A 20,368-nucleotide genomic window follows, 5' to 3' on the forward strand; every position below is an offset into this window, starting at 1 on the left:
CGGGGGCTTTCCTCTCACGAAGGGCAGCACGATGAACCGGCACCGGCGCAACGCGCTCCTCGCCGTCCCACTCCTCGCGTCCTCGGTCGCCCTCGCCCTCACCCCTGCCCACGCGGCTCCGGGCCGCACGTCGGGGACCGGCTCCGCCCGTCCCGTGCCCGCCTGCGCGTTGATACCGCACGCCACCGGCGGGGCGGGCGGGAACAAGGGCTACGACCTCCACCTGAGCGGGTTCTCCCCGCAGCAGCCGGTACGGATCGAGGGGCCGAAGACGTCGTTCAAGACCACGGTGGACGCCCAGGGCAAGCTGGAGCGGCAGGACGTCCGGTACGGCACGTACCAGGTCAGCTACAAGCCGGAGGGCGCGGACCAGAGCGAGAGCGTCCACTGCCAGACGCCGCCGCGCACGCAGCAGGACGGCGGCAAGCACGAGGGCGTCCAGGGGGACGTGACGGTCACCAGGATCGGCGTCCTGACCCTCACCAAGGACCAGACGGTCGACTGCAACGCGCCGCAGAAGGCCGAGTTCGACGGCCTCATCGAGGTGACCGGCACCGGCACGGTCAGCTGGTACTGGACCCTGTTGTCCAGCGCCGACCCGATACAGAAGCGCTCCCACACCTTCGAGCCCGGCAACACGGGGCACAGCGACCTTCTGGTGGTGCCGGCGGGAACGCCCACGACCGCCTCCAAGGCAGAGGTCCGCGTCACCCTCCACGTGCCGAAGTTCAACCTGGTCAAGGAGAGCGATCTGGTGACCTTCACCTGCAAGAAGCCGTGATCCCGTCCGCGCCGGACGGCCGGGCATCGCCCCTGGTGCGCCGATATCGTGAAAGGGAAGCTCGGGGGTCCCGCTTCAGAAGGTCGCCACCATGAAACGCCGCCGCCGTCTGCTGTTCCTCGCGCCGCTCCTGGCCTCCTCGGTCGCCGTCACCCCCGCCTTCGCCGCCGTGCAGCCCCGTGCCGGGGAGCCGGCAGCCGTGCCGGCCGTCGGCCTCTGCGCGCTGATTGCGCACGGACCGGGCGTGACCGTGTACGACCTCCAGCTTTCCGGCTTCCCGGCCGGCCAGTCGGTCAAGGTCGAAGGCCCACGGACGGACTCCCGCGTCACCGTGGACGACCTCGGCGAGTTCAGCAAGCCGGACGTCCCGTACGGCAGGTATGCGGTCAGCTTCAAGGACCCGGAGAAGAACGGCTGGCAGCGCGTCCAGTGCCAGATCCCTCCGCGGGAGAAGGCGGGCGGCAAGGGGAACGTCAAGGTCACCCTGGTCGAGATCGTGGACAAGACTCCGGCGACCGCCGTCGACTGCTCCAAGGAGAACGAGGTGGTCTTCGAGGGGAAGATCCACGGCGCCGGCAAGGGCAAGGTCGGCTATTACTGGCTGCAGTTCTCCAGCCAGGATCCCGTCGACCCCGGCACGGCCGAGTTCAACGGCCAGACCGAGGTCGTCTCCGTCCCCCGGGTGGTCAAAGTTGCGCCGAACTCGATCCAGCGCGACATCGCCGCCACGCTGCACGCGCAGAACATGACGTCGGAGAAGCTGACCGTCCACCTGACCTGTACCAACGCCAAGCCGTGACGACCCGCCGGGGCGGCCCCCGGCGGGCGACGGGTCAGCGGGCGGTGCGGGTGTGGACGTAGTCCACCAGGCGGGTCAGGGCCTCCGGGTCCGTGGTCGGCAGGACGCCGTGGCCGAGGTTGAAGACGTGGCCCTCCAGGCCGGCCGCGGCCGCGAGGACCTCGTCCGTCTTGGCCTCCACGGCCTCCGGGGTGGAGAACAGCACCGCCGGGTCCAGGTTCCCCTGGAGCGCCTTGCCGGGTCCGACCCGCCGGGCCGCCTCGTCCAGCGGGATCCGCCAGTCCACGCCGACGACGTCCGCACCGGCCTCGCCCATCAGGCCGAGCAGTTCGCCCGTGCCGACACCGAAGTGGATCCGCGGGACGCCGTACGAGGCGACGGACTCGAAGACCTTCGCCGAGGCGGGCATCACCGAGCGGCGGTAGTCCGCCGGGGCGAGGGCGCCGACCCAGGAGTCGAACAGCTGGACCGCCGAGGCGCCGGCCTCGATCTGGACCTTCAGGAAGGCGGAGGTGATCTCGGCCAGGCGGTCGAGGAGGTCCGCCCACAGCTGCGGGTCCCCGTACATGAGGGCCTTGGTGTGCTCGTGGTTGCGCGACGGGCCGCCCTCGACGAGGTAGCTCGCAAGGGTGAAAGGCGCACCGGCGAAGCCGATCAACGGCGTGGAGCCGAGTTCACCCGTGAGCATGCCGATCGCCTCGGTGACGTACGAGACGTCCTCGGGGGTCAGGTCGCGCAGCTGTGCGAGGTCCTCGCGGCGCCGGATCGGCTGGGCGACGACCGGCCCGATGCCCGGCTTGATGTCGAGGTCGATGCCGATGGCCTTCAGCGGGACCACGATGTCGGAGAAGAAGATCGCGGCGTCCACCTTGTGGCGGCGCACCGGCTGGAGGGTGATCTCCGTGACCAGGTCGGGCCGCATGCACGACTCCAGCATCTGGGTCCCCTCGCGCACCTTGCGGTACTCGGGAAGCGAGCGCCCTGCCTGCCGCATGAACCAGACCGGCGTGTGCGGTACCGGCTCGCGGCGGCACGCCTTCAGGAAGGCGGAATCGTACGTCTGACTCGGCTGGCCCGTGGGGCGGTCGTTGGCGCTCACGCGCCAAATCTTCGCACGTATGAAGAAGTGCCCGGCCCGGCGCGGGTGTCCCTGCGCCGCAGGAGCCCTCGTTCCGCCTAGTCTTCCGGGCATGGCTGCGGCTCAGGGACGATTTTCAGATGGCGCCGACGGTATGGACAGCGGGAAGGAGAGCTCCGTCCCGCTCCCGTTCCGACGGGCGGTCGAGGGCTTGAAGAAGGCGCGCCTGCGACCGGGGATCGAGATCGATCCCGCCAGACCGCCCCAGCGGCTGGCCCCGTACGCGTACGCGCTGGAGGCGGCGGTCGTGGACGGCGAGGACGACCTCGCCGACGGCCGGCTGATCCTGCTGCACGACCCGGCGGGGCACGACGCCTGGCGCGGGACCTTCCGCCTGGTGACCCTCGTACGGGCGGAGCTGGAGCCGGAAATGGCCGCGGACCCCCTGCTGCCGGAGGTGTGCTGGTCCTGGCTGACGGGGGCGCTGGACGCGCGCGGGCTGTCGTACGCCGAGACCGGCGGCACCGTGACCATGGCCGCCTCGCACTACTTCGGCGGGCTCGCCGAGCGGCGTGCGGCGACGCAGATCGAGATCCGGGCCTCGTGGACGCCGCGCGAGGGCGTGGGCGGGGTGCCGGACACGCCGGGCCACCTGGCGGCCTGGTGCGAGCTGCTGTGCCAGATCGCGGGGCTGCCGCCGATCGGCCCGGGCGAGTCGGGCACGGGCGTGGTCTCCCTGCCACAGCGGCGCGGTCCGCACCATCCGTAGCGGGGGCGGCGTACGGCCGCACCCGTGCGGACGGTGCCGCCGTACGGAGGCGCCCGCCCGGGGGCCGTGGCCCCGTGCGGGCGACGGCGGGTGGAACGGCTGATCGAAAGGCTTCGGCCCGGCGCCCGAAAGCGGCACAGATTGTGGGCATCTGATCACCCGATGATCGATCGTGCGTCCGAATTGCCCGAATTGTTACTCACCAAATCGTGATCATTCCCTAAAGCCGGGCGGGTGACGTGCCGAAGGAGTCAGTGACCATCCGCACGGTTCGCACCGGCTTCCTTCCCCAGAGCCGGCCGTCCCGCCACTCCCCCAGGAGGCCTAGGTGTCCGTTCTTCTCGAGCAGCCCGCAAGCCTGGTCGCCTACCGCCCGAACAAGCCGACGGCCATGGTCGTCGTGGCCGACCCGCGCGTCCGTTCCACCGTGACCCGCCATCTGTGGGCCCTCGGAGTCCGCGATGTGATCGAGGCGTCGTCCATCGCGGAGGCCCGCCCCCGCGTCGGCAGCCCGCGCGACATCTGCGTGGCCGACGTGCACCTGCCCGACGGTTCCGGTCTGACCCTGCTCTCCGAGACCCGCGCGGCGGGCTGGCCGAACGGCCTGGCCCTGTCCGCCGCCGACGACATCGGTGCCGTGCGCAACGCCCTCGCGGGCGGAGTGAAGGGCTACGTCGTCACCGGCACGCGGACCAACATCGGGCTCCCCACCCGCCCCGGCGCCGCCCCCATCGGCGCCGCCGCCGCGCGCATGCACCGCCGCCCCCCGGGTGCCCCGAGCCACCCGGGCGGCTACCGCGAGCTCTCCGGCCGCGAGGTCGAGGTCCTGCGCCTCGTCGCCGAGGGCCAGTCCAACAAGGCCATCGGCGTCTCGATGGGCCTGTCCGCCCTGACCGTGAAGTCCCACCTCGCCCGCATCGCCCGCAAGCTCGGCACCGGCGACCGCGCCGGAATGGTCGCCGTCGCCCTGCGGACCGGGATCATCCACTGACCTCGAAGAAGACACCGCCGAAGACACCGCCGAAGAGACCACCGAAGGCAAGACCGAAGGCAACGCCGAAGTCACCACCAAAGGCAAGACCGAAGTCACCACCGAAGGCAAGACCGAAGTCACCACCGAAGACACCACCGAAGGCAACGCCGGGGGCAACGCCGCAGTAACCCCGGGCAAACGGCGGGACCCCGCCAGCGCGCCCGTCGACGGAACGTTCCGGCGACGGGCGCGTCCGATCCGCGGATACCCTTGAGCGGTGACCGACGCCCAAGAGACCGCAGCACACCTGCGCACCACCCCCGGGGGCGGCCCCCCGGACGACGACACTCCGTCCGATGGGCTGCCGATTCCGCTGCTCGAACCCCGCGAGGGCATCCCTCCGGTGGTCGCCGACGAGGAGGCCCTCGCCCGCGTGGTCGCGGCCTTCGCCGCGGGCACCGGGCCCGTGGCCGTCGACGCCGAGCGCGCCTCCGGATACCGCTACGGCCAGCGCGCCTACCTCGTGCAGCTGCGCCGCGAGGGCGCGGGATCCGCGCTGATCGACCCGGTCGGCTGCCCCGACCTGTCCGCGCTGGGCGAGGCCCTGTCCGGGACCGAGTGGATCCTGCACGCCGCCACCCAGGACCTGCCGTGCCTGCGCGAAATAGGCATGGTCCCCACCTCCCTCTTCGACACCGAGCTCGCCGGCCGCCTCGCCGGCTTCCCCCGGGTCGGGCTGGGCGCGATGGTCGAGAGCGTGCTCGGCTACGCGCTGGAGAAGGGGCACTCCGCCGTCGACTGGTCCACCCGTCCGCTCCCCGAGCCGTGGCTGCGCTACGCCGCGCTCGACGTGGAGCTGCTGGTCGACCTGCGGGACGCGCTGGAGAAGGAGCTGGACCGGCAGGGCAAGCTGGAATGGGCCCGGCAGGAGTTCGCCGCCATCGCCGCCGCACCGCCCGCCCCGCCGCGCAAGGACCCCTGGCGCCGCACCTCCGGCATGCACAAGGTGCGCCGCCGCCGACAGATGGCCGTCGTCCGGGAGCTGTGGGAGGTCCGCGACCGCATCGCCCAGCGCCGCGACGTCTCGCCCGGCAAGGTCCTGAGCGACGCCGCGATCGTCGAGGCCGCGCTCGCCGTGCCGGCGCACCTCCACGCGCTGTCGGCCCTGCCCGGGTACGGGCAGCGGATGGGCCGGCGCCAGCTGGAGCAGTGGATGGCCGCCGTGGACCGGGCCAGGGCACTGCCCGAGAACGAGCTGCCGCAGCCGGGTGCCGCCCCGGCCGGCCCCCCGCCGCCGCGCTCCTGGGCCGACAAGGACCCGGCCGCCGCGGCCCGGCTGTCGGCGGCGCGCACCGCCGTGTCGGCGCTGGCGGAGCGGCTGAACCTGCCGCAGGAGAACCTGGTCACCCCGGACACGGTCCGCCGGCTGTGCTGGGAGCCGCCGCAGCGGCTGGAGCAGGACACGGTGTCCGAGGCCCTGGCGGGCTACGGCGCCCGCCCGTGGCAGATCGAACAGGTGACCCCGGCCCTGGTCAGAGCCCTGGCCACGACCGCCTGACCGTCAGCGCCCGCCCGCGGGCGCACGGCGCGAGAGCCCCCGGCCCTCCCGGCCGGGGCTCTCGCGCGGGCCGGCCCCGCGAGTACGCCGCCGCCCCGGCGCCCCGGGGCGCCCTACGGCACGGGCTGCGGCGTGACGTCGTCGTTGTCGTCCAGGTGGAAGCTGCCCTTGTCCTTCCCGAACACCTTGCCGTGCTTGAGCCACTGCTTCGACATGGTCTGCAGCGTCGTGCGCCGGCCCTCCCAGGCCATCTGGTGGCTGGCGCAGGACACCTTGAACATCAGCTTGTTCTCACCCGCGATGGCCTTGTAGAGCTCCGTGACGGACAGGGGCCCGGTGGTGACGGTCTTGTCGAGGTCCCCGTACACGATGAAGACGGGGACCGGACCGCCGAGCGTGCCGTGCAGGGGCGCGGTCTTCTTGTTCCAGCCCCACCAGAAGGTCTGGCGCTGGCGATTGATCCCTTCCGCCCCGCCGCCCGGCAGCGGCTTGCCCCACGTGCGGCCCACGGGGTCGCTCGCCATGATCGCTTCCCAGACCGTGTCCACGATGCCCGGCGCCTTCTGGCTCGGGCAGTCGGGGCTGGTCTCGGCCTTCCAGGCGTCGTCCACGCCCTTCTTGATGCCGAGGGCCATCGGGTACGGCGGGGTGTTCGTGGGCAGCTGGACCGGGGCGCCGAACTCGGTCCCGGGGGCGCTGTCGGTGCCGTTGGGCGGGAAGACGGGTGCCTGGAACATCAGGCTGCGGACGTTGTCCTTGTGCTGGATGGTGTAGGGGCCCAGCGCGTACGCGGCGGCGGAGTTGCCGATCAGGTCCACCTGCTTCACGCCGTGGAGGTCCTTGATGTACTCGACGACCGTGTGGAGCTCGTCCCAGTCGCTCTGCGAGTTGCCCAGCTGGTGGGGGTACGTAGGGGGGCCGTCGGAGGGCAGCGGCAGGTTGGGGTACGTGACGCGGTCGTGCTGGGCCGGGTTGCCGTTGTACGCGGTGTCCATCTCCGGGCGGGGCGAGAGCCCCATCCCCTGGAGGTCCATCATGAACACGTCGTAACCGGCGTGCGCCAGCACCCTGGACCAGCTGTAGTCGCCGAGACCGATGTCGTACACCGCCAGGACCGGAACGGTCCTGCCGTGCAGCATCAGGACGGCGCGGCGCTCCTCTGGCGGGGTGTGCTCCGGTGTGCCGTCGTATTCGCGGACGAAGAGCTTCACGAGGCTGTTGTAGTTGGCGGGCACGGTCGACTTGTGCTCGACGGCGTGGTCGGTCTGCTTGATGGGCGCCATGCGGGACTCCGATCCTTCGGGGCAGGCCGGGAGGCGGGCGCCCCCGGGCGGAGCCAAGGATCGGCGCCGCCGGGACTGCCGGTCGGCAGCCGGGCCGGGCCGACGGCCGGGAACGACCCCATCGGGGCGTCCGGCCGCTCCGATCGGGCGGGCGCGCGCAGGGGGCGCGCGGGGGTCTTGGCGGCGGGCGCGGGTGTGACGTTCACCGCGTATGGGGGGAGGGCTGTGCACATTGGTTACCCGCAAGTAGCATGACGGGGTGAGCGGGCGCTCAGTCTCTGCGCCCGTCACGCGCAGCAGTGCCATCCCGCACCTGGAGGAGAGCCAACGTGCCTCGTACCGTCAGGGACGTCGTCTTCGTCGACGGCGTCCGCACCCCGTTCGGCAAGGCGGGCCCGAAGGGCATCTACCACGAGACCCGCGCCGACGACCTCGTCGTGAAGGCGATCCGGGAGCTGCTGCGCCGCAACCCGGACCTGGACCCCAAGAAGATCGACGAGGTGGCCATCGCCGCCACCACGCAGATCGGCGACCAGGGCCTCACGCTGGGCCGCACGGCCGGCATCCTCGCGGGCCTGCCGCAGTCGGTCCCGGGCTACTCCATCGACCGCATGTGCGCCGGCGCGCTGACCGCCGTGACCGCCGTCGCGGGCGGTGTGGCCTTCGGTGCGTACGACGTCGCCCTCGCCGGCGGTGTCGAGCACATGGGCCGCCACCCCATGGGCGAGGGCGTCGACCCGAACCCGCGCTTCGTCTCCGAGAAGCTGGTCGACGAGTCCGCCCTGTTCATGGGCATGACCGCCGAGAACCTGCACGACCGGTACCCGACGATCACCAAGCTCCGCGCCGACGAGTACGCCGTGCGCTCGCAGGAGAAGGCCGCCAAGGCGTACGCCGACGGCAAGATCCAGCAGGACCTGGTCCCGATCTCGGTGCGCAACACCAACGCGGAGGTCGGCGAGACGGGCTGGGGCCTGGTCACGTCCGACGAGCCGATGCGCCCGGGCACCACGCTGGAGAACCTGGCGAACCTGAAGACCCCGTTCCGTACGCACGGCCGGGTCACCGCGGGCAACGCCGCCGGTCTCAACGACGGCGCCACCGCCGCGATCATCGCCTCCGAGGACTTCGCCCGCGAGAACAACCTCCCGGTCAAGATGCGCCTCGTGTCCTACGCCTTCGCCGGCGTGGAGCCGGAGGTCATGGGCTACGGCCCGATCCCGGCCACCGAGAAGGCCCTCGCCCAGGCGGGCCTGTCCATCGAGGACATCGGCCTGTTCGAGATCAACGAGGCCTTCGCCGTCCAGGTCCTCGCGTTCCTGGAGCACTACGGCATCGCCGACGACGACGCCCGCGTCAACCAGTACGGCGGCGCCATCGCCTTCGGCCACCCGCTGGCCTCCTCCGGTGTCCGCCTGATGACGCAGCTGGCCCGCCAGTTCGAGGAGCAGCCGCACGTCCGCTACGGCCTGACCACCATGTGCGTGGGCTTCGGCATGGGCGCGACGGTCATCTGGGAGAACCCGAACTTCAACGCCGAGGGAGACTCCAAGTGAGCACCACCGCTGAGCTCCTGAAGGGCGCGGCCGAGCTGTTCCCGGACGAGGTCGTCACCCAGGCGCACGTGCGCCACCTGGACCTGCCGTTCGGCGCCGGGCGCTTCGCGCTCATCACGCTGGACAACGGCTTCGACCACACCAAGCCGACCACCTTCGGCCCGCAGTCCCTGGCCAACCTGAACGCGGCCGTCGACCAGGTCGAGCAGGAGGCCATCGCCGGCTCCATCGTCGGCGCGGGCATCACCGGCAAGCCGTTCATCTTCGCGGTCGGCGCCGACCTCAAGGGCGTCGAGCTGCTGAAGAGCCACGACGAGGCGCTGGCCATCGGCAAGGGCGGCCACGACGTCTTCAAGCGCCTGTCGGCGCTGGCCGTCCCCACCTTCGCGTACTACAACGGCGCGGCGATGGGCGGCGGTGTCGAGGTCGGTCTGCACTGCACCTACCGCACCGTCTCCAAGGCCATCCCGGCCTTCTCGCTGCCCGAGGTCTTCCTCGGCCTGGTCCCCGGCTGGGGCGGCTGCGCCATCCTGCCGAACCTGATCGGCGCCGAGCGCGCGGTCTCGGTGATCATCGAGAACTCGCTGAACCAGAACAAGCAGCTGCGCGGCAAGCAGGTCTTCGAGCTCGGCATCGCCGACGCGATCTTCGAGGGCGCGGACTTCCTGGAGCAGTCGCTGCTGTGGACCGCGAAGGTCCTCAAGGGCGAGACCGAGGTCGTTCGGGCCGAGGTCGACCGCGGCGAGGCCTGGGACGCGGCCGTGGCCAAGGGCCGCTTCATCGCCGACTCCAAGGTGCACGGCGCGGCCCCGGCCGCCTACCGCGCGCTCGAGATCATCGAGGCGGCCAAGGACGGCGACCTGCAGAAGGGCTTCGACGCCGAGGACAAGGCCCTGGCCGACCTCATCATGGGCGGCGAGCTGCGCTCGGGTATCTACGCCTTCAACCTGGTCCAGAAGCGCGGCAAGCGCCCGGCCGGCGCCCCGGACAAGTCCCTGGCGCGCCCGGTGACCAAGGTCGGCGTCGTCGGCGCGGGCCTGATGGCCTCGCAGCTGGCGCTCCTGTTCCTGCGCCGCCTGGAGGTGCCGGTGGTCCTCACCGACATCGACCAGGAGCGCGTCGACAAGGGTGTGGGCTACGTCCACGCCGAGATCGAGAAGCTGCTGGGCAAGGGCCGGATCAACCAGGACAAGGCCAACCGCCTCAAGGCGCTGGTGAGCGGTGTCCTGGACAAGGCCGAGGGCTTCGCGGACGCGGACTTCATCATCGAGGCCGTGTTCGAGGAGATGTCCGTCAAGCAGAAGGTGTTCGCGGAGGTCGAGGCGGTCGCCCCGGCGCACGCGATCCTCGCCACCAACACCTCCTCGCTGTCGGTGTCGGAGATGGCCTCCAAGCTGCAGCACCCGGAGCGCGTGGTCGGCTTCCACTTCTTCAACCCGGTCGCGATCCTCCCGCTGCTGGAGATCGTCCGCGGTGAGAAGACCGACGACGCCTCGCTGGCCACGGCCTTCGGTGTCGCCAAGAAGCTGAAGAAGACCGCGGTCCTCACCAAGGACGCCCCGGCGTTCGTCGTGAACCGCATCCTGACCCGCTTCATGGGCGAGATCCAGAACGTCATCGACGAGGGCACCCCGGTCGTCACGGCGGAGAAGGCCATCGAGCCGCTCGGCCTGCCGATGTCCCCGCTGGTGCTGCTGGAGCTCGTGGGCCCGGCGATCGGCCTGCACGTCTCCGAGACCCTGAACGCCGCCTTCCCGGAGCGCTTCACCGTCTCGCCGAACCTCAAGCGCGTGGTCGAGGCCGGCAAGCGCGGCTTCTACGTGTACTCCGCAGAAAACAACTTCAAGCCGGAGCTGGACCCCGAGGTCGCCGCGCTGCTGGTCCAGGGCGACTCCGTCCTGACCGAGGAGCAGGTCCGCGACCGCGTCCTGGACGCGGTGGCGCAGGAGATCGGCCTGATGCTGGAGGAGGGTGTCGTGGCCGAGGCCCAGGACATCGACCTCTGCCTCATCACGGGCGCCGGCTGGCCCTTCCACCTGGGCGGCATCACGCCGTACCTGGACCGCGAGGGCGTCTCGGAGCGCGTGAACGGCAAGAAGTTCCTCGCCCCGGGTCTGGCGAGCGTCCCGGCCTGACACCGGCCGCCGCCGCCACGGCTTGACGCCGTGTGAGCAAACGGACGCCCGTCCCCGCGAGCGGGGGCGGGCGTCCGCGCATTGCGGGGCCCGGCGCCGGGGCGGGCCGGGTGAGCTGGCAGAATACGGACCATGGCGGATGGCAAGAGACCCTTCAGCCGCCGGACCCTGCTGTTCGCGGGCGGCGCGGTGGCCGCCGGGCTCGGTACGAGCGGCCTGGCGTGGGCGCTGCGGCCCGGCCCGGGCGAGCAGGGCGACCCCCAGCCCTTGGCCGGCGAGTTCGACATGCGCACCGGTGCGCAGCTGCTGGCGCCGTCGCCCCTGTTCAACACCACGGGCCCGCAGTCGTTCGCGTTCGACGACACCAACGGGCAGGTCTACGTGCTGCAGACGGTGCAGAGCGGTCTGCAGCTCGACGGCGAGGACGAGGCGCGCGACTCCGGCGAGCGCAAGTCCGCCGGGGATATGTGCCTCACCCGGCTGAGCAGTTCCGGGAAAACCCTCGGGCACATGTATCTGCGCGGCTTCGGCCACGGAATTTCCTTCGGCGTGGAGCCGACGGGATCGCGTACGTTCATATGGCTGGAGGGCCGGGCCGATCCGGAGAGCGGCTACGGGCGCACGGTGGTGCGCGTGCCGTTCAAGGACGGCGAGGTCCTCGACAGTTCCCACGAATCGGTCCGGCATTTCGACCCGGTGCCCGGTTCCGTCGACGTGTGTCCCGCGCTCGACCTGGAGGACGAGCGGGTCCTGGTGAGCCACGAGGAGGAGGGCGTGCACCGGTTCTCGGTGTACGGGATGGCCGACTTCCTCGACGGGCGCTTCGACGCGGCGCAGACGATTCGGGCCGGTGTGCAGGTCAAGGAAGAGGAGTGGTTCCAGGGCTGCGCGCTGTACGGCGACTACGTGTACGTGCTGACGGGCAACCCCTACAGCGGGAAGAACGGCAAGAATCCGCGAAAGTCGGGCGGAAATACCTATATCTCCGCAATCGACGTGCGCACCGGCAAGGCGCAGGGGCGCCACCACGTGACGGTGGCCCCGGATCTGGCGTTTCGGGAGCCTGAGGGAATCGCGGTGAGTCGCGTCGGCGGGCAACCCGCTTTGTGCATCGGATTTTCCGTGAAGGAGAAGGACCGGCGCGACCTGGCGCTCTATCGGTTCACGCCCTGAGATCGAGATCGCCCGCCGAGGGGATCGTCGTCACATATTCGCGCAACAAGGCCCTTAATCATTGGCCTGTGGTTCACGGCACGTTCTAGAGGCGTCCACCAGGCTGCTTATACTACTGCGACACTTCACGCGACCCTTATACCTCCACGGGGGAGGCACCGCACCATGGGCTCCAAGCGGCTGCGCGCCGCGCTCGGCGTCGGAATCACCGCCGCGCTCATCCTCAGCTTCCTCGGGATGCTCGTGGCCGTCGCGTTCGTCTCGCTCCCCCTCTTCACCGGCTGCGCGGCCCTCAGCTACGTCGCCGACCTGATGCTCCACAACACCGAGTCGCCGACCCTGGAGAAGCTGCGCGACTCGCGCTTCGGCCTGACCATGCGCTTCCTGATCCGGCAGTTCCTGCTGCTGGGCCTGTGCGGAGCCGTGGCCGACATCGAGTCGTTCGTGGCGCAGATGACCACCATCGGCCTGCTGCTGCTGTTCATCCTCCAGCTCGCCTACGGGGCCCTGCTCAAGCACGTCCGCAAGATGCGCAACGAGCTGCCCTTCACCACCCGCGGACTGGACCTGGAGGCACTCGGCATCCGCCGCATGCCCCACCCGTTCCTGATGAACAAGCACGTCAGGAAGACCCTGCACCTGGACATCCCGCTCGTGGCCGGAGCGCTGGCCACCATCGCCACGGACGACTGGCGCTGGGTCACGTACGGCATGATCACCACCGTCTTCCTCGCCTACTTCTCCCTGCTGGTGCTGGTGCCCGACGCGCGCAACGCGCTCAAGCTGCCCACCACCGACGAGGCCATCGACGAGCTCAACCACCAGCTGGCCGAATACCGCCCCCAGGTCGCGCTGTACTTCACGTTCGCCGCCATCTCCAAAGACTTCATGTACCAGGTGAACATGTGGCTGGAGGCCCTGGAGGCGCTGGACCTGCGGCCCATCATCGTGCTGCGCGAGCGGGCCACCCTGCGCTACCTGGACGCGACCTCCGTCCCCGTCATCTGCATTCCCAAAGCGGACAATCTCGCGCGAATAGAGATGAACGAGCTCCGTGTCGCCCTTTATCCGGGCAATGCGGGCAAGAACGTGCACATGCTCCAGCGCGCCGAGGTCAAGCACGTCTTCATCGGCCACGGCGACAGCGACAAACTCGCCAGCAGCAACCGCGTCAGCAAGGTCTTCGACGAGATCTGGGTCGCCGGCCGGGCGGGCCGCGACCGCTACGAGCGCATCAAGCACGCCGTCTCCCCGCACCAGATCGTCGAGGTCGGCCGCCCCCAGCTGATGCCCCTGCACAGCTGGACCGGCAGGGTCTCCGGGCCCATCCCCACCGTCATCTACGCCCCCACCTGGGAGGGCTGGACCGACGACGCCTGCTACACCTCCGTCATCCCGGCCGGCGAGAGGCTCATCAAGGCCCTCCTCGACTACGACCGCGAGATCCGGATCATCTACAAGCCGCACCCGCTGACCGGCTCGCGCTCCCCCGTCGCCGCCGCGGCCCACCGGCGCGTCATCGCCCTCCTGGAGGAGGACAACGCCCGCCGCTTCGGGCGCAACCTCACCGACTCCAAGGCCGCGGCCAAGAAGCTCGCCCGGATCGACCAGCGCATCGCCGACCTCTCCGAACGCGGCGTCCGCTCGAAGTACCCCGACCTCACCGAGGAGGAGCGCACCGCGCGCATCCGGCGCAGCCGCAACCAGGCCGGGGCCCTGTACTGGAGCGCCATGCCCGACGCCGCGCACCACGTGGTCACCGAGCGCATCCCGGCCCTGTACGACTGCTTCAACCAGTCCGACCTCCTCATCGGCGACATGTCGAGCGTGGTCTCCGACTTCGTCGCGACCCTGAAGCCGTACGCGATCTTCAACCTGGAGGGCCTGCCCGACCAGGACTTCCGCAACGAGCAGCGCACCGCGTACGCCTCGTACCTGCTGGACGCCGACTGCAACGGCCTGGCCGAGGCCATCGAGGCCACGCTCAACCCCTCGCAGGACGTCATGGCCCCCTACCGCGAGCAGCTCAAGGAGTACCTCCTCGGCGGCGAGTACCCGCCCTCGATCGTCCGCTTCAACGCGGCGGCCAACGACCTCTACCGGCGGGGACTGCGCGACTTCCCCATCGAATACCCGGAGCAGGCGCCCTTCCCCGTCTAGCCGCCGCGCCCCGGATCCTCCCGTCCCACCGCGTCGCCGGCGTCCCCACCGCAGTGCCGCATCCCCCCGCTCAGGAAGAAGCAGACCGTGCCCCCGAGACCTGTCCCCCATCGCACCATCGCCGTCGTCCTCGCCGGTGGCACCGGCCAGCGCATCGGGCTCGAGATACCCAAGCAGCTGCTCAAGATCGCCGGGAAGCCGATCCTGGAGCACACCCTGCACGTCTTCGAGAACGCGCCGGACGTCGACGAGGTGCTCCTCCTGATGACGCCCGCCTACCTGGAGGACGCCCGCCGCATCGTCGAGCGGGCCCGCCTCGGCAAGGTCACCGCGGTCCTGGCGGGCGGCTCGACCCGCAGCGAGACCACCCGCATCGCCATCCGCGCCGCCGCCGAGCGGCTCGCCGAGGGCGAGGACTGCAACCTCCTCTTCCACGACGCCGTGCGCCCGCTGCTCTCGCAGCGCGTGGTGCGCGAGTGCGTCGAGTCCCTGGAGCGCTACCAGGCCGTCGACGTCGCCATCCCCTCCTCCGACACGGTCATCGTGACCCGGACCCACGGCGACGACGGCGAGTTCATCACCGAGGTGCCCGACCGCTCCCGGCTGCGCCGCGGCCAGACCCCGCAGGGCTTCCGCCTCTCCACGATCCGCGCCGCGTACGAGCGGGCGGCCGCCGACCCGTTCTTCCAGGCCACCGACGACTGCTCCGTGGTCGTCAAGTACCTGCCGGACGTCCCGGTCCACGTGGTCACCGGCGACGACTACAACATGAAGGTCACCCAGCCCGTCGACGTGTTCATCGCCGACAAGCTGTTCCAGCTCGCCTCCCACGCCGCGCCCGCGCAGGCCGGCGAGGCCGCCTACCGCGAGCAGCTGGCCGGCAGGACGATGGTGGTCTTCGGCGGCTCGTACGGCATCGGCGCCGACATCTGCCGCATCGCCGAGGGCTTCGGGGCCCGCGTCTACGCCCTGGGCCGCTCCACCACCGGCACGCACGTGGAGAACCCCGCCCACGTCGAGGAGGCCCTGGCCAAGGCCTACGGCGAGACCGGCCGGGTCGACTACGTCGTCAACACCGCGGGCGTGCTGCGCGTCGGCCGCCTCGACGAGACCGACAACGACACCGTTCGCGAGGCGCTGGAGGTCAACTACCTCGCGCCCGTGAACATCGCCCGGACCTCCTACAAGTACCTCAGCGAGACCGGCGGCCAGCTGCTGCTGTTCACCTCCAGCAGCTACACCCGCGGCCGCGCCGAGTACAGCCTGTACTCCTCCACCAAGGCCGCCATGGTCAACCTGACCCAGGCGCTGGCCGACGAGTGGGCCGAGGACGGCATCCGCGTCAACTGCGTGAACCCCGAGCGCACCGCCACCCCGATGCGGACCAAGGCCTTCGGCCAGGAGCCCGAGGGCTCGCTGCTGACCTCCGAGTCGGTGGCGCTGACCTCGCTGGACGTCCTGCTCTCCGAAATGACCGGCCACGTGATCGACGTACGCAGGCAGGACCCCACCTCGACCCCGGCGCAGCGCTCCGGTTTCGAGGAGGCGCTCGCGAACGTGCTGATCCAGACCACGGAGGACCAGGGGGTCTAGGCGTGACGTACGCACCCTCCCCGCAGCCGGGCCGCCGCCCGAGGATCTTCGTGGTCGGCGGCTCCAACGCGGTCAGCCGCCCGTACAGCTTCCTGCCGATGGCCGGATGGGCGCAGACGCTCCCGCTCTTCCTCACGGACGAGGTGGAGGTGGTCGCCTGCGCCCGGGCGCGGGCCAGCTCCAAGAGCTTCCGCGAGCGCGGCCGGCTCCAGTGGATCCTGGAGAACATGGAGCCGGGCGACTACCTGCTGTTCGGCTTCGGCCAGAACGACATCAAGCCCGACCCGGGCCTGCACACCGAGCCGTACTCCACCTTCCTGGAGCACATGGCCGCGTACGTGCACGGCGCGCGCGAGCGCGGGGGCCACCCGGTGATCTACCTGCCGTACGAGCGGCGGCGGATCGACCGGCACGGCAACGTGGCCCGCTTCCTCGGCGACTACCCGGCCGCCGCCCGGCTGCTGGCCGAGGAGGAGCACGTACCGGTCGTCGACGTGTACGGGCAGAGCCTGCAGTGGTGGGAGGAGCTCGGGCCGGAGGCGAGCAAGGCCGTCTTCGTGTACCTGCGCCGCGGCGAGCCCCTCCAGAAGCACATCCTGGACGGCGACAACGTGCACCTGAGGGCGGAGGGTGCGATCGAGGTCGCGCGCTTCACCGCGCGCAGCATGCTGGAGCAGGGCATCATCCCGGCCCACTGGGTCCGGGACCTGGACCGCACGCGCTTCGACTACAGCGAGATGGGCTGGCTGGACGAGGAGACCTTCCGCCACCGCACCGCGTCCCGCGTCTCCACGTACCCCGGCGCCTGAGGAGTCGTCCCGTGAACCACCTCCTGTGCCGCGGCCGGGCCCTCGGCGAGGGCGCGGCGCCCGGCGCCGTGTACGCGGCCCTGTACAGCTCGGCGGACCCGCGCCGCGGCGTCGCGCCCGGCGAGACGCTCCAGCTCGGCCTGTCCGTGGCGCCCGACCAGGGCGCCCCGCGCGGCTGCGGCTACCTGCTCCAGGCCCCCCTGGCCGAGGCGGCCGACATCGTCGGCATGCAGGGCCTGGAGTTCTTCCCCAAGCAGCGCTGGTTCCGCCTCCGCGCCGAGGCCGGCGAGACCGCGACCGGTGTCCTGCACCTGCGGGTACGCGACACGGCCGCGGCCCGGCGGATCCGGCCGCAGATCATGGTCGGCGTCCCGGACGCGAGCGGGCGCAGGACCACCCGCACCGCGAAGCTCGACGCCGAGGCGCTGCCGCTGCGGGCGCCCGCCGCCCGGGGCCTGCGCCTGACGGCGCAGCCGGGCGGGTCCGGCTCGGTGAACGTGCTGTCCGCGTGCCCCGCGGGCAGTACGGCGATCGGCGTGTCGGCGCCCCGCCACGGCGAGGCGCAACTGTCGTACGACGGCTGGGTGACGTACAGCCCGGCGCCCGGTTTCACCGGGTACGACCGGTTCGCGTACACGGTGGGCACCCCGGCCGGGGAGCAGCAGACCTCGCACGTGAACGTCTTCGTCGGCTCCCTGGACCACGCCCCGGGAGCCTTCCCGGCGCACCCGACGGAGGTCGCGTTCCGGCCCTGGCAGTGGCCGGAGCTGACCGGCGAGATGCCATGGCCCCGCCCCGACCAGTCCGCGCACACCCGATGAGGAACACAGCAGCATGAACACCGCCGTCGTGAGCCCCGCCGACGTCAAGGACGTGTCCGTCGCGATCCGGGTCTCCAACCAGGCCGCGGCGCTCGACGCCTGCCTCGCGTCCGTCCTCGCGCAGACCATCGGCACGGACCGGCTGGAGATCATCGGCGTCGACGACGGGTCGACGGACGAGAGCGGCTCGGTCCTGGCCCGGGCCGCGCACCAGTACCCGGCGTTCGTCCGCGTGGGGCAGGTCTCGCAGGGGCTGAGCCCGGCGGCGGCCCGCAACTGGGCGCTGAGCCAGGTGCGCGGACGGTACGTCATCTTCCTGGAGGCGACGGACCGGCTGGCGCCGGACGCGCTGGAGCGGATGGTCGCGGCGGCCGATGCCAACGAGGCCGACGTGGTGCTGGGCAAGCTGGAGAGCTCGGGCCGGCACGCGGTCGCGACCTCGATGTTCCGCAAGAACCAGGCGTACACCGACGCGTACGACTCGCGCGTGTACTGGTCGCTGACCCCGGACAAGCTGTTCCGCACCGCGCTGCTGCACCGCCGCGGACTGGTCTTCCCCACCGACATGCCGATCGGCGACGACCAGGTCTTCACCGCCGGTGCGTACCTCGGCGCGGACAACGTGTCGGTCGTCGGCGACGCGGTCTGCATCGTCAAGGGCCCCTCGCCCGCGAACCGGGCCACCCTGTCGGACCGGGTCGCGCTCGCCTCGCGGATGCTGGCGATGATCGCCTCGCAGCTGCCGCCGGGACCGCGCCGGGACCGGCTCCAGTCGCGCCACCTGGAGGTGGAGCTCGGCAAGGCCTCCGCGGCGGCGCTGCTGTCGGCGACCGACCCGGCCGAGCGGGACCAGGCGCTGTGGGCCGCGGCCGAGGTGCTGCGGGGCCAGGCGGCGCCGGGGGCGCTGGCGCTGCTGCCGCGGATGGTGGCCGTCCGGTTCGCGCTGCTCGCGCAGGGCCGGTTCGCGGAGGCGCAAACGATGGCCGCGTTCGAGGCCGACAAGGACCGGCCGGCCGTCCGCAAGACGGTCGAGAACGGCCGGGTCTACACGACGCTGCCGTTCTTCCGGGACCCGCAGGTCCCGCTGCCGGACGAACTGTTCGACATCACCGGTGACATGACGGTCAGTCAGCAGCTGCAGCGGGCCCGCTGGGACGGGCCGATGCTGCTGCTCGACGGCTACGCCTTCTTCGAGCAGCTGTCCACGAAGGACCGGGCCACCCGGGTGGTGCTGCGCGAGCGGACGAGCGGCGCGCAGGAGAGCCACGCGGTGACGGCCCGCCGGGACGACACCCTGACCAACTCCAAGGGCAAGGCCCGGGCGATGGGCCGGTTCTCGGCGCGCGTGAACCTGGCGCAGACCTCCAGCGGCTGGCCGCTGCCGCCGGGCACCTGGGACCTGTACCTCTCCGTGTCCTTCGAGGGCGTCCGGCAGGAGGTGCGGCTCGGCGCGCGGCGCGCGCCCGAGCTGGACACGACGGCCCGGATGCCGGTGCGGATCGCGGACGCGCCCGGTGCGCCGGGGATGGAGCTGGCGGCGACTCCGTACTACACGCAGGACGGCGGCCTGAGCATCGAGGTCGTGCAGCGGGCGCCGCTGCCGGGGAGCGCCTGAGCCGGACGCGTGCCCGGGCACCCGCCCGGGCAGTGCTCAGGCCCGGCCCCAGGCCCGGGCCAGGCGCGCGCTCAGGCGCGCTCAGGTCAGGGGCTCCCACGGGCCGAAGGCCAGCCCCTGGGCGCCGGTGTCCTGGCGGGCGCACATCGGGGCGCCCGTCTCGTCGAACGCGGCGACGACGAGCCGGCCGGCCGCATCGACCGCCACCTGCGGGGCGTAGGCCCCGTGGCCGCCGAGGGAGGCCCACCAGGTGCCGTAGCCCTCGTTCTCGGTGACGTACGCGGTGACCTCGATGTCGCGCTCGGCGCCGGTCTGCGCGAGCACCGTGCAGTCGTAGCCCCCGACCATGGCGCGCGCGACGCCGGGCGCGCCGCGGCCGCCCGCCCCGCCGAGGCTCATCAGCCCGCCCTGGACGCCCGGTCGGGCGGCCCGCCAGGCGACGAGCGAGCCGTCGCCCGGGTAGCGCCAGAAGTACGTGACCCTGCGGGCGCCCGTCTCGCAGACGGCCGGGCTGCCGGGGACGACCGGCGTGGGGATGGTCTCGGCGAGCCCGAAGCGGCCCTGGCCGATGCCCGTCCAGCGGTCGGCGCCGGAGGGCCCGACGGCGAGCATCTCCAACTGCCCGCCGGCCGGCATCATCGGGGTCACGTCGCCCCGATAGCTCTGCGCGGCCACCGGCTTCCAGCCGCCCCAGGCGCCCTCGGCGTTGCGGCTGCGCCGCAGGATGCCGGAGTGCTGGAGGGAGACGATGACGTGGATCGAGCCGGAGCGCTGGTTGACGGCGATGCGCGGGGGGCCGGTCAGCCGGTCGTCGGCGGGGCCGCCGCGCAGGCCGGGAACGCCCAGGCCGTGCCAGTCGATCATGCCGCGGCCGGACTGGAACTGCGTGGAGACGATCACTTCCGGCCGCTCCGAGCCGTCCTCCGCGGCCCTGAGCGCGACGAAGTGCACGTACCCCTCGCGGCTCTGCGCCATGGCGGCGGGGCCCAGCCAGCCGGGGACCTCGAAGGCCTCGGGGCCGGTCCAACCGCTGTGCGGGGCTGCGGTCTCGGTCCAGCGGTGCAGGCCGCTGCGGGTGCAGGCGTACGCGGTCAGGCGGCCGTCGGCCCCCGCGAACAGCCACTTTCCGGCCGGCGGGGAGGTCAGGCGCGGGCCCGGTCCGCCCGTGCGGGCGTCCTGCGTCCCGGGAGCCGAAGAGGCGGTTCCGTTCCCGCCTTTGCCTCGGTTCACGCCGCTGTCCACCCTTCTGCCGACTATGTCCGAGC

At 71.7% G+C, this 20,368-nt stretch carries 16 protein-coding genes; 13 read left to right on the plus strand and 3 right to left on the minus strand.

The genetic code is table 11. From position 1 onward, the window contains the following. Nucleotides 1-31: 31 nt before the first annotated feature. Nucleotides 32-781 carry a hypothetical protein gene (locus ABZ924_RS01790; protein WP_361902442.1) on the plus strand — a complete coding sequence of 250 codons (750 nt, stop codon included), beginning with the start codon at nt 32-34 and terminating at the stop codon, nt 779-781. A 91-nt stretch (nt 782-872) separates the two neighbouring features. Then, entirely contained in the window at nt 873-1,580 is a 708-nt protein-coding gene (locus ABZ924_RS01795) for a hypothetical protein (protein WP_361902445.1), read from the plus strand. 34 nt (nt 1,581-1,614) lie between these two features. Here the strand turns inward: ABZ924_RS01795 and hemE are convergent, their stop codons facing one another. Further along, complete coding sequence (hemE, locus tag ABZ924_RS01800; RefSeq protein WP_361902448.1) at nt 1,615-2,679, minus strand: uroporphyrinogen decarboxylase; 1,065 nt, start codon at nt 2,677-2,679, stop codon at nt 1,615-1,617. A gap of 91 nt (nt 2,680-2,770) precedes the next feature. Here hemE and ABZ924_RS01805 point away from each other — a divergent pair, with 91 nt between their 5' ends. From ABZ924_RS01805 to ABZ924_RS01815, 3 genes are all read left to right on the plus strand, one after another. Beyond that, entirely contained in the window at nt 2,771-3,427 is a 657-nt protein-coding gene (locus ABZ924_RS01805; protein ID WP_361902451.1) for a DUF3000 domain-containing protein, read from the plus strand. 328 nt (nt 3,428-3,755) lie between these two features. After that, nucleotides 3,756-4,418 (plus strand): response regulator transcription factor, encoded by a 663-nt coding sequence (locus ABZ924_RS01810; RefSeq protein ID WP_007267191.1) that lies wholly within the window; start codon nt 3,756-3,758, stop codon nt 4,416-4,418. Nucleotides 4,419-4,677: 259 nt separating this feature from the next. After that, nucleotides 4,678-5,958 (plus strand): ribonuclease D, encoded by a 1,281-nt coding sequence (locus tag ABZ924_RS01815; protein ID WP_361902454.1) that lies wholly within the window; start codon nt 4,678-4,680, stop codon nt 5,956-5,958. Nucleotides 5,959-6,071: 113 nt separating this feature from the next. Here the strand turns inward: ABZ924_RS01815 and ABZ924_RS01820 are convergent, their stop codons facing one another. Continuing rightward, nucleotides 6,072-7,241, minus strand: a complete 1,170-nt coding sequence (locus ABZ924_RS01820; RefSeq protein ID WP_361902457.1) for an alpha/beta fold hydrolase — start codon at nt 7,239-7,241, stop codon at nt 6,072-6,074. Nucleotides 7,242-7,570: 329 nt separating this feature from the next. On the opposite strand from ABZ924_RS01820, the gene ABZ924_RS01825 reads away from it, so the two are divergent. From ABZ924_RS01825 to ABZ924_RS01860, 8 genes are all read left to right on the plus strand, one after another. Beyond that, nucleotides 7,571-8,797: an acetyl-CoA C-acyltransferase gene (locus ABZ924_RS01825; RefSeq protein ID WP_361902460.1), complete on the plus strand. Its 1,227-nt coding sequence runs from the start codon at nt 7,571-7,573 to the stop codon at nt 8,795-8,797. Further along, nucleotides 8,794-10,932: a 3-hydroxyacyl-CoA dehydrogenase NAD-binding domain-containing protein gene (locus ABZ924_RS01830; RefSeq protein WP_361902463.1), complete on the plus strand. Its 2,139-nt coding sequence runs from the start codon at nt 8,794-8,796 to the stop codon at nt 10,930-10,932. Before ABZ924_RS01825 ends, ABZ924_RS01830 begins: the two co-directional genes overlap by 4 nt. 132 nt (nt 10,933-11,064) lie before the next feature. Next, nucleotides 11,065-12,105, plus strand: a complete 1,041-nt coding sequence (locus tag ABZ924_RS01835; protein WP_361902466.1) for a signaling protein — start codon at nt 11,065-11,067, stop codon at nt 12,103-12,105. A gap of 165 nt (nt 12,106-12,270) precedes the next feature. Continuing rightward, complete coding sequence (locus ABZ924_RS01840; protein WP_361902469.1) at nt 12,271-14,265, plus strand: hypothetical protein; 1,995 nt, start codon at nt 12,271-12,273, stop codon at nt 14,263-14,265. Nucleotides 14,266-14,352: 87 nt separating this feature from the next. Then, entirely contained in the window at nt 14,353-15,858 is a 1,506-nt protein-coding gene (locus tag ABZ924_RS01845; protein ID WP_361902472.1) for a bifunctional cytidylyltransferase/SDR family oxidoreductase, read from the plus strand. A 2-nt stretch (nt 15,859-15,860) separates the two neighbouring features. Then, nucleotides 15,861-16,667: a rhamnogalacturonan acetylesterase gene (locus ABZ924_RS01850; RefSeq protein ID WP_361902475.1), complete on the plus strand. Its 807-nt coding sequence runs from the start codon at nt 15,861-15,863 to the stop codon at nt 16,665-16,667. Between the two features lie 11 nt (nt 16,668-16,678). Beyond that, nucleotides 16,679-17,488: an Ig-like domain-containing protein gene (locus ABZ924_RS01855; RefSeq protein WP_361902478.1), complete on the plus strand. Its 810-nt coding sequence runs from the start codon at nt 16,679-16,681 to the stop codon at nt 17,486-17,488. Between the two features lie 13 nt (nt 17,489-17,501). Further along, complete coding sequence (locus ABZ924_RS01860; protein WP_361902481.1) at nt 17,502-19,103, plus strand: glycosyltransferase family 2 protein; 1,602 nt, start codon at nt 17,502-17,504, stop codon at nt 19,101-19,103. A gap of 81 nt (nt 19,104-19,184) precedes the next feature. On the opposite strand, the gene ABZ924_RS01865 is transcribed toward ABZ924_RS01860, so the two are convergent. Continuing rightward, nucleotides 19,185-20,333, minus strand: coding sequence for a hypothetical protein (locus ABZ924_RS01865; RefSeq protein WP_361902484.1), 1,149 nt, complete (start codon nt 20,331-20,333; stop codon nt 19,185-19,187). Nucleotides 20,334-20,368: the final 35 nt, after the last annotated feature.

The sequence above is a fragment of the Streptomyces sp. NPDC046876 genome (assembly GCF_040645035.1).
In the GTDB taxonomy this organism is placed as follows: Bacteria; Actinomycetota; Actinomycetes; order Streptomycetales; family Streptomycetaceae; genus Streptomyces.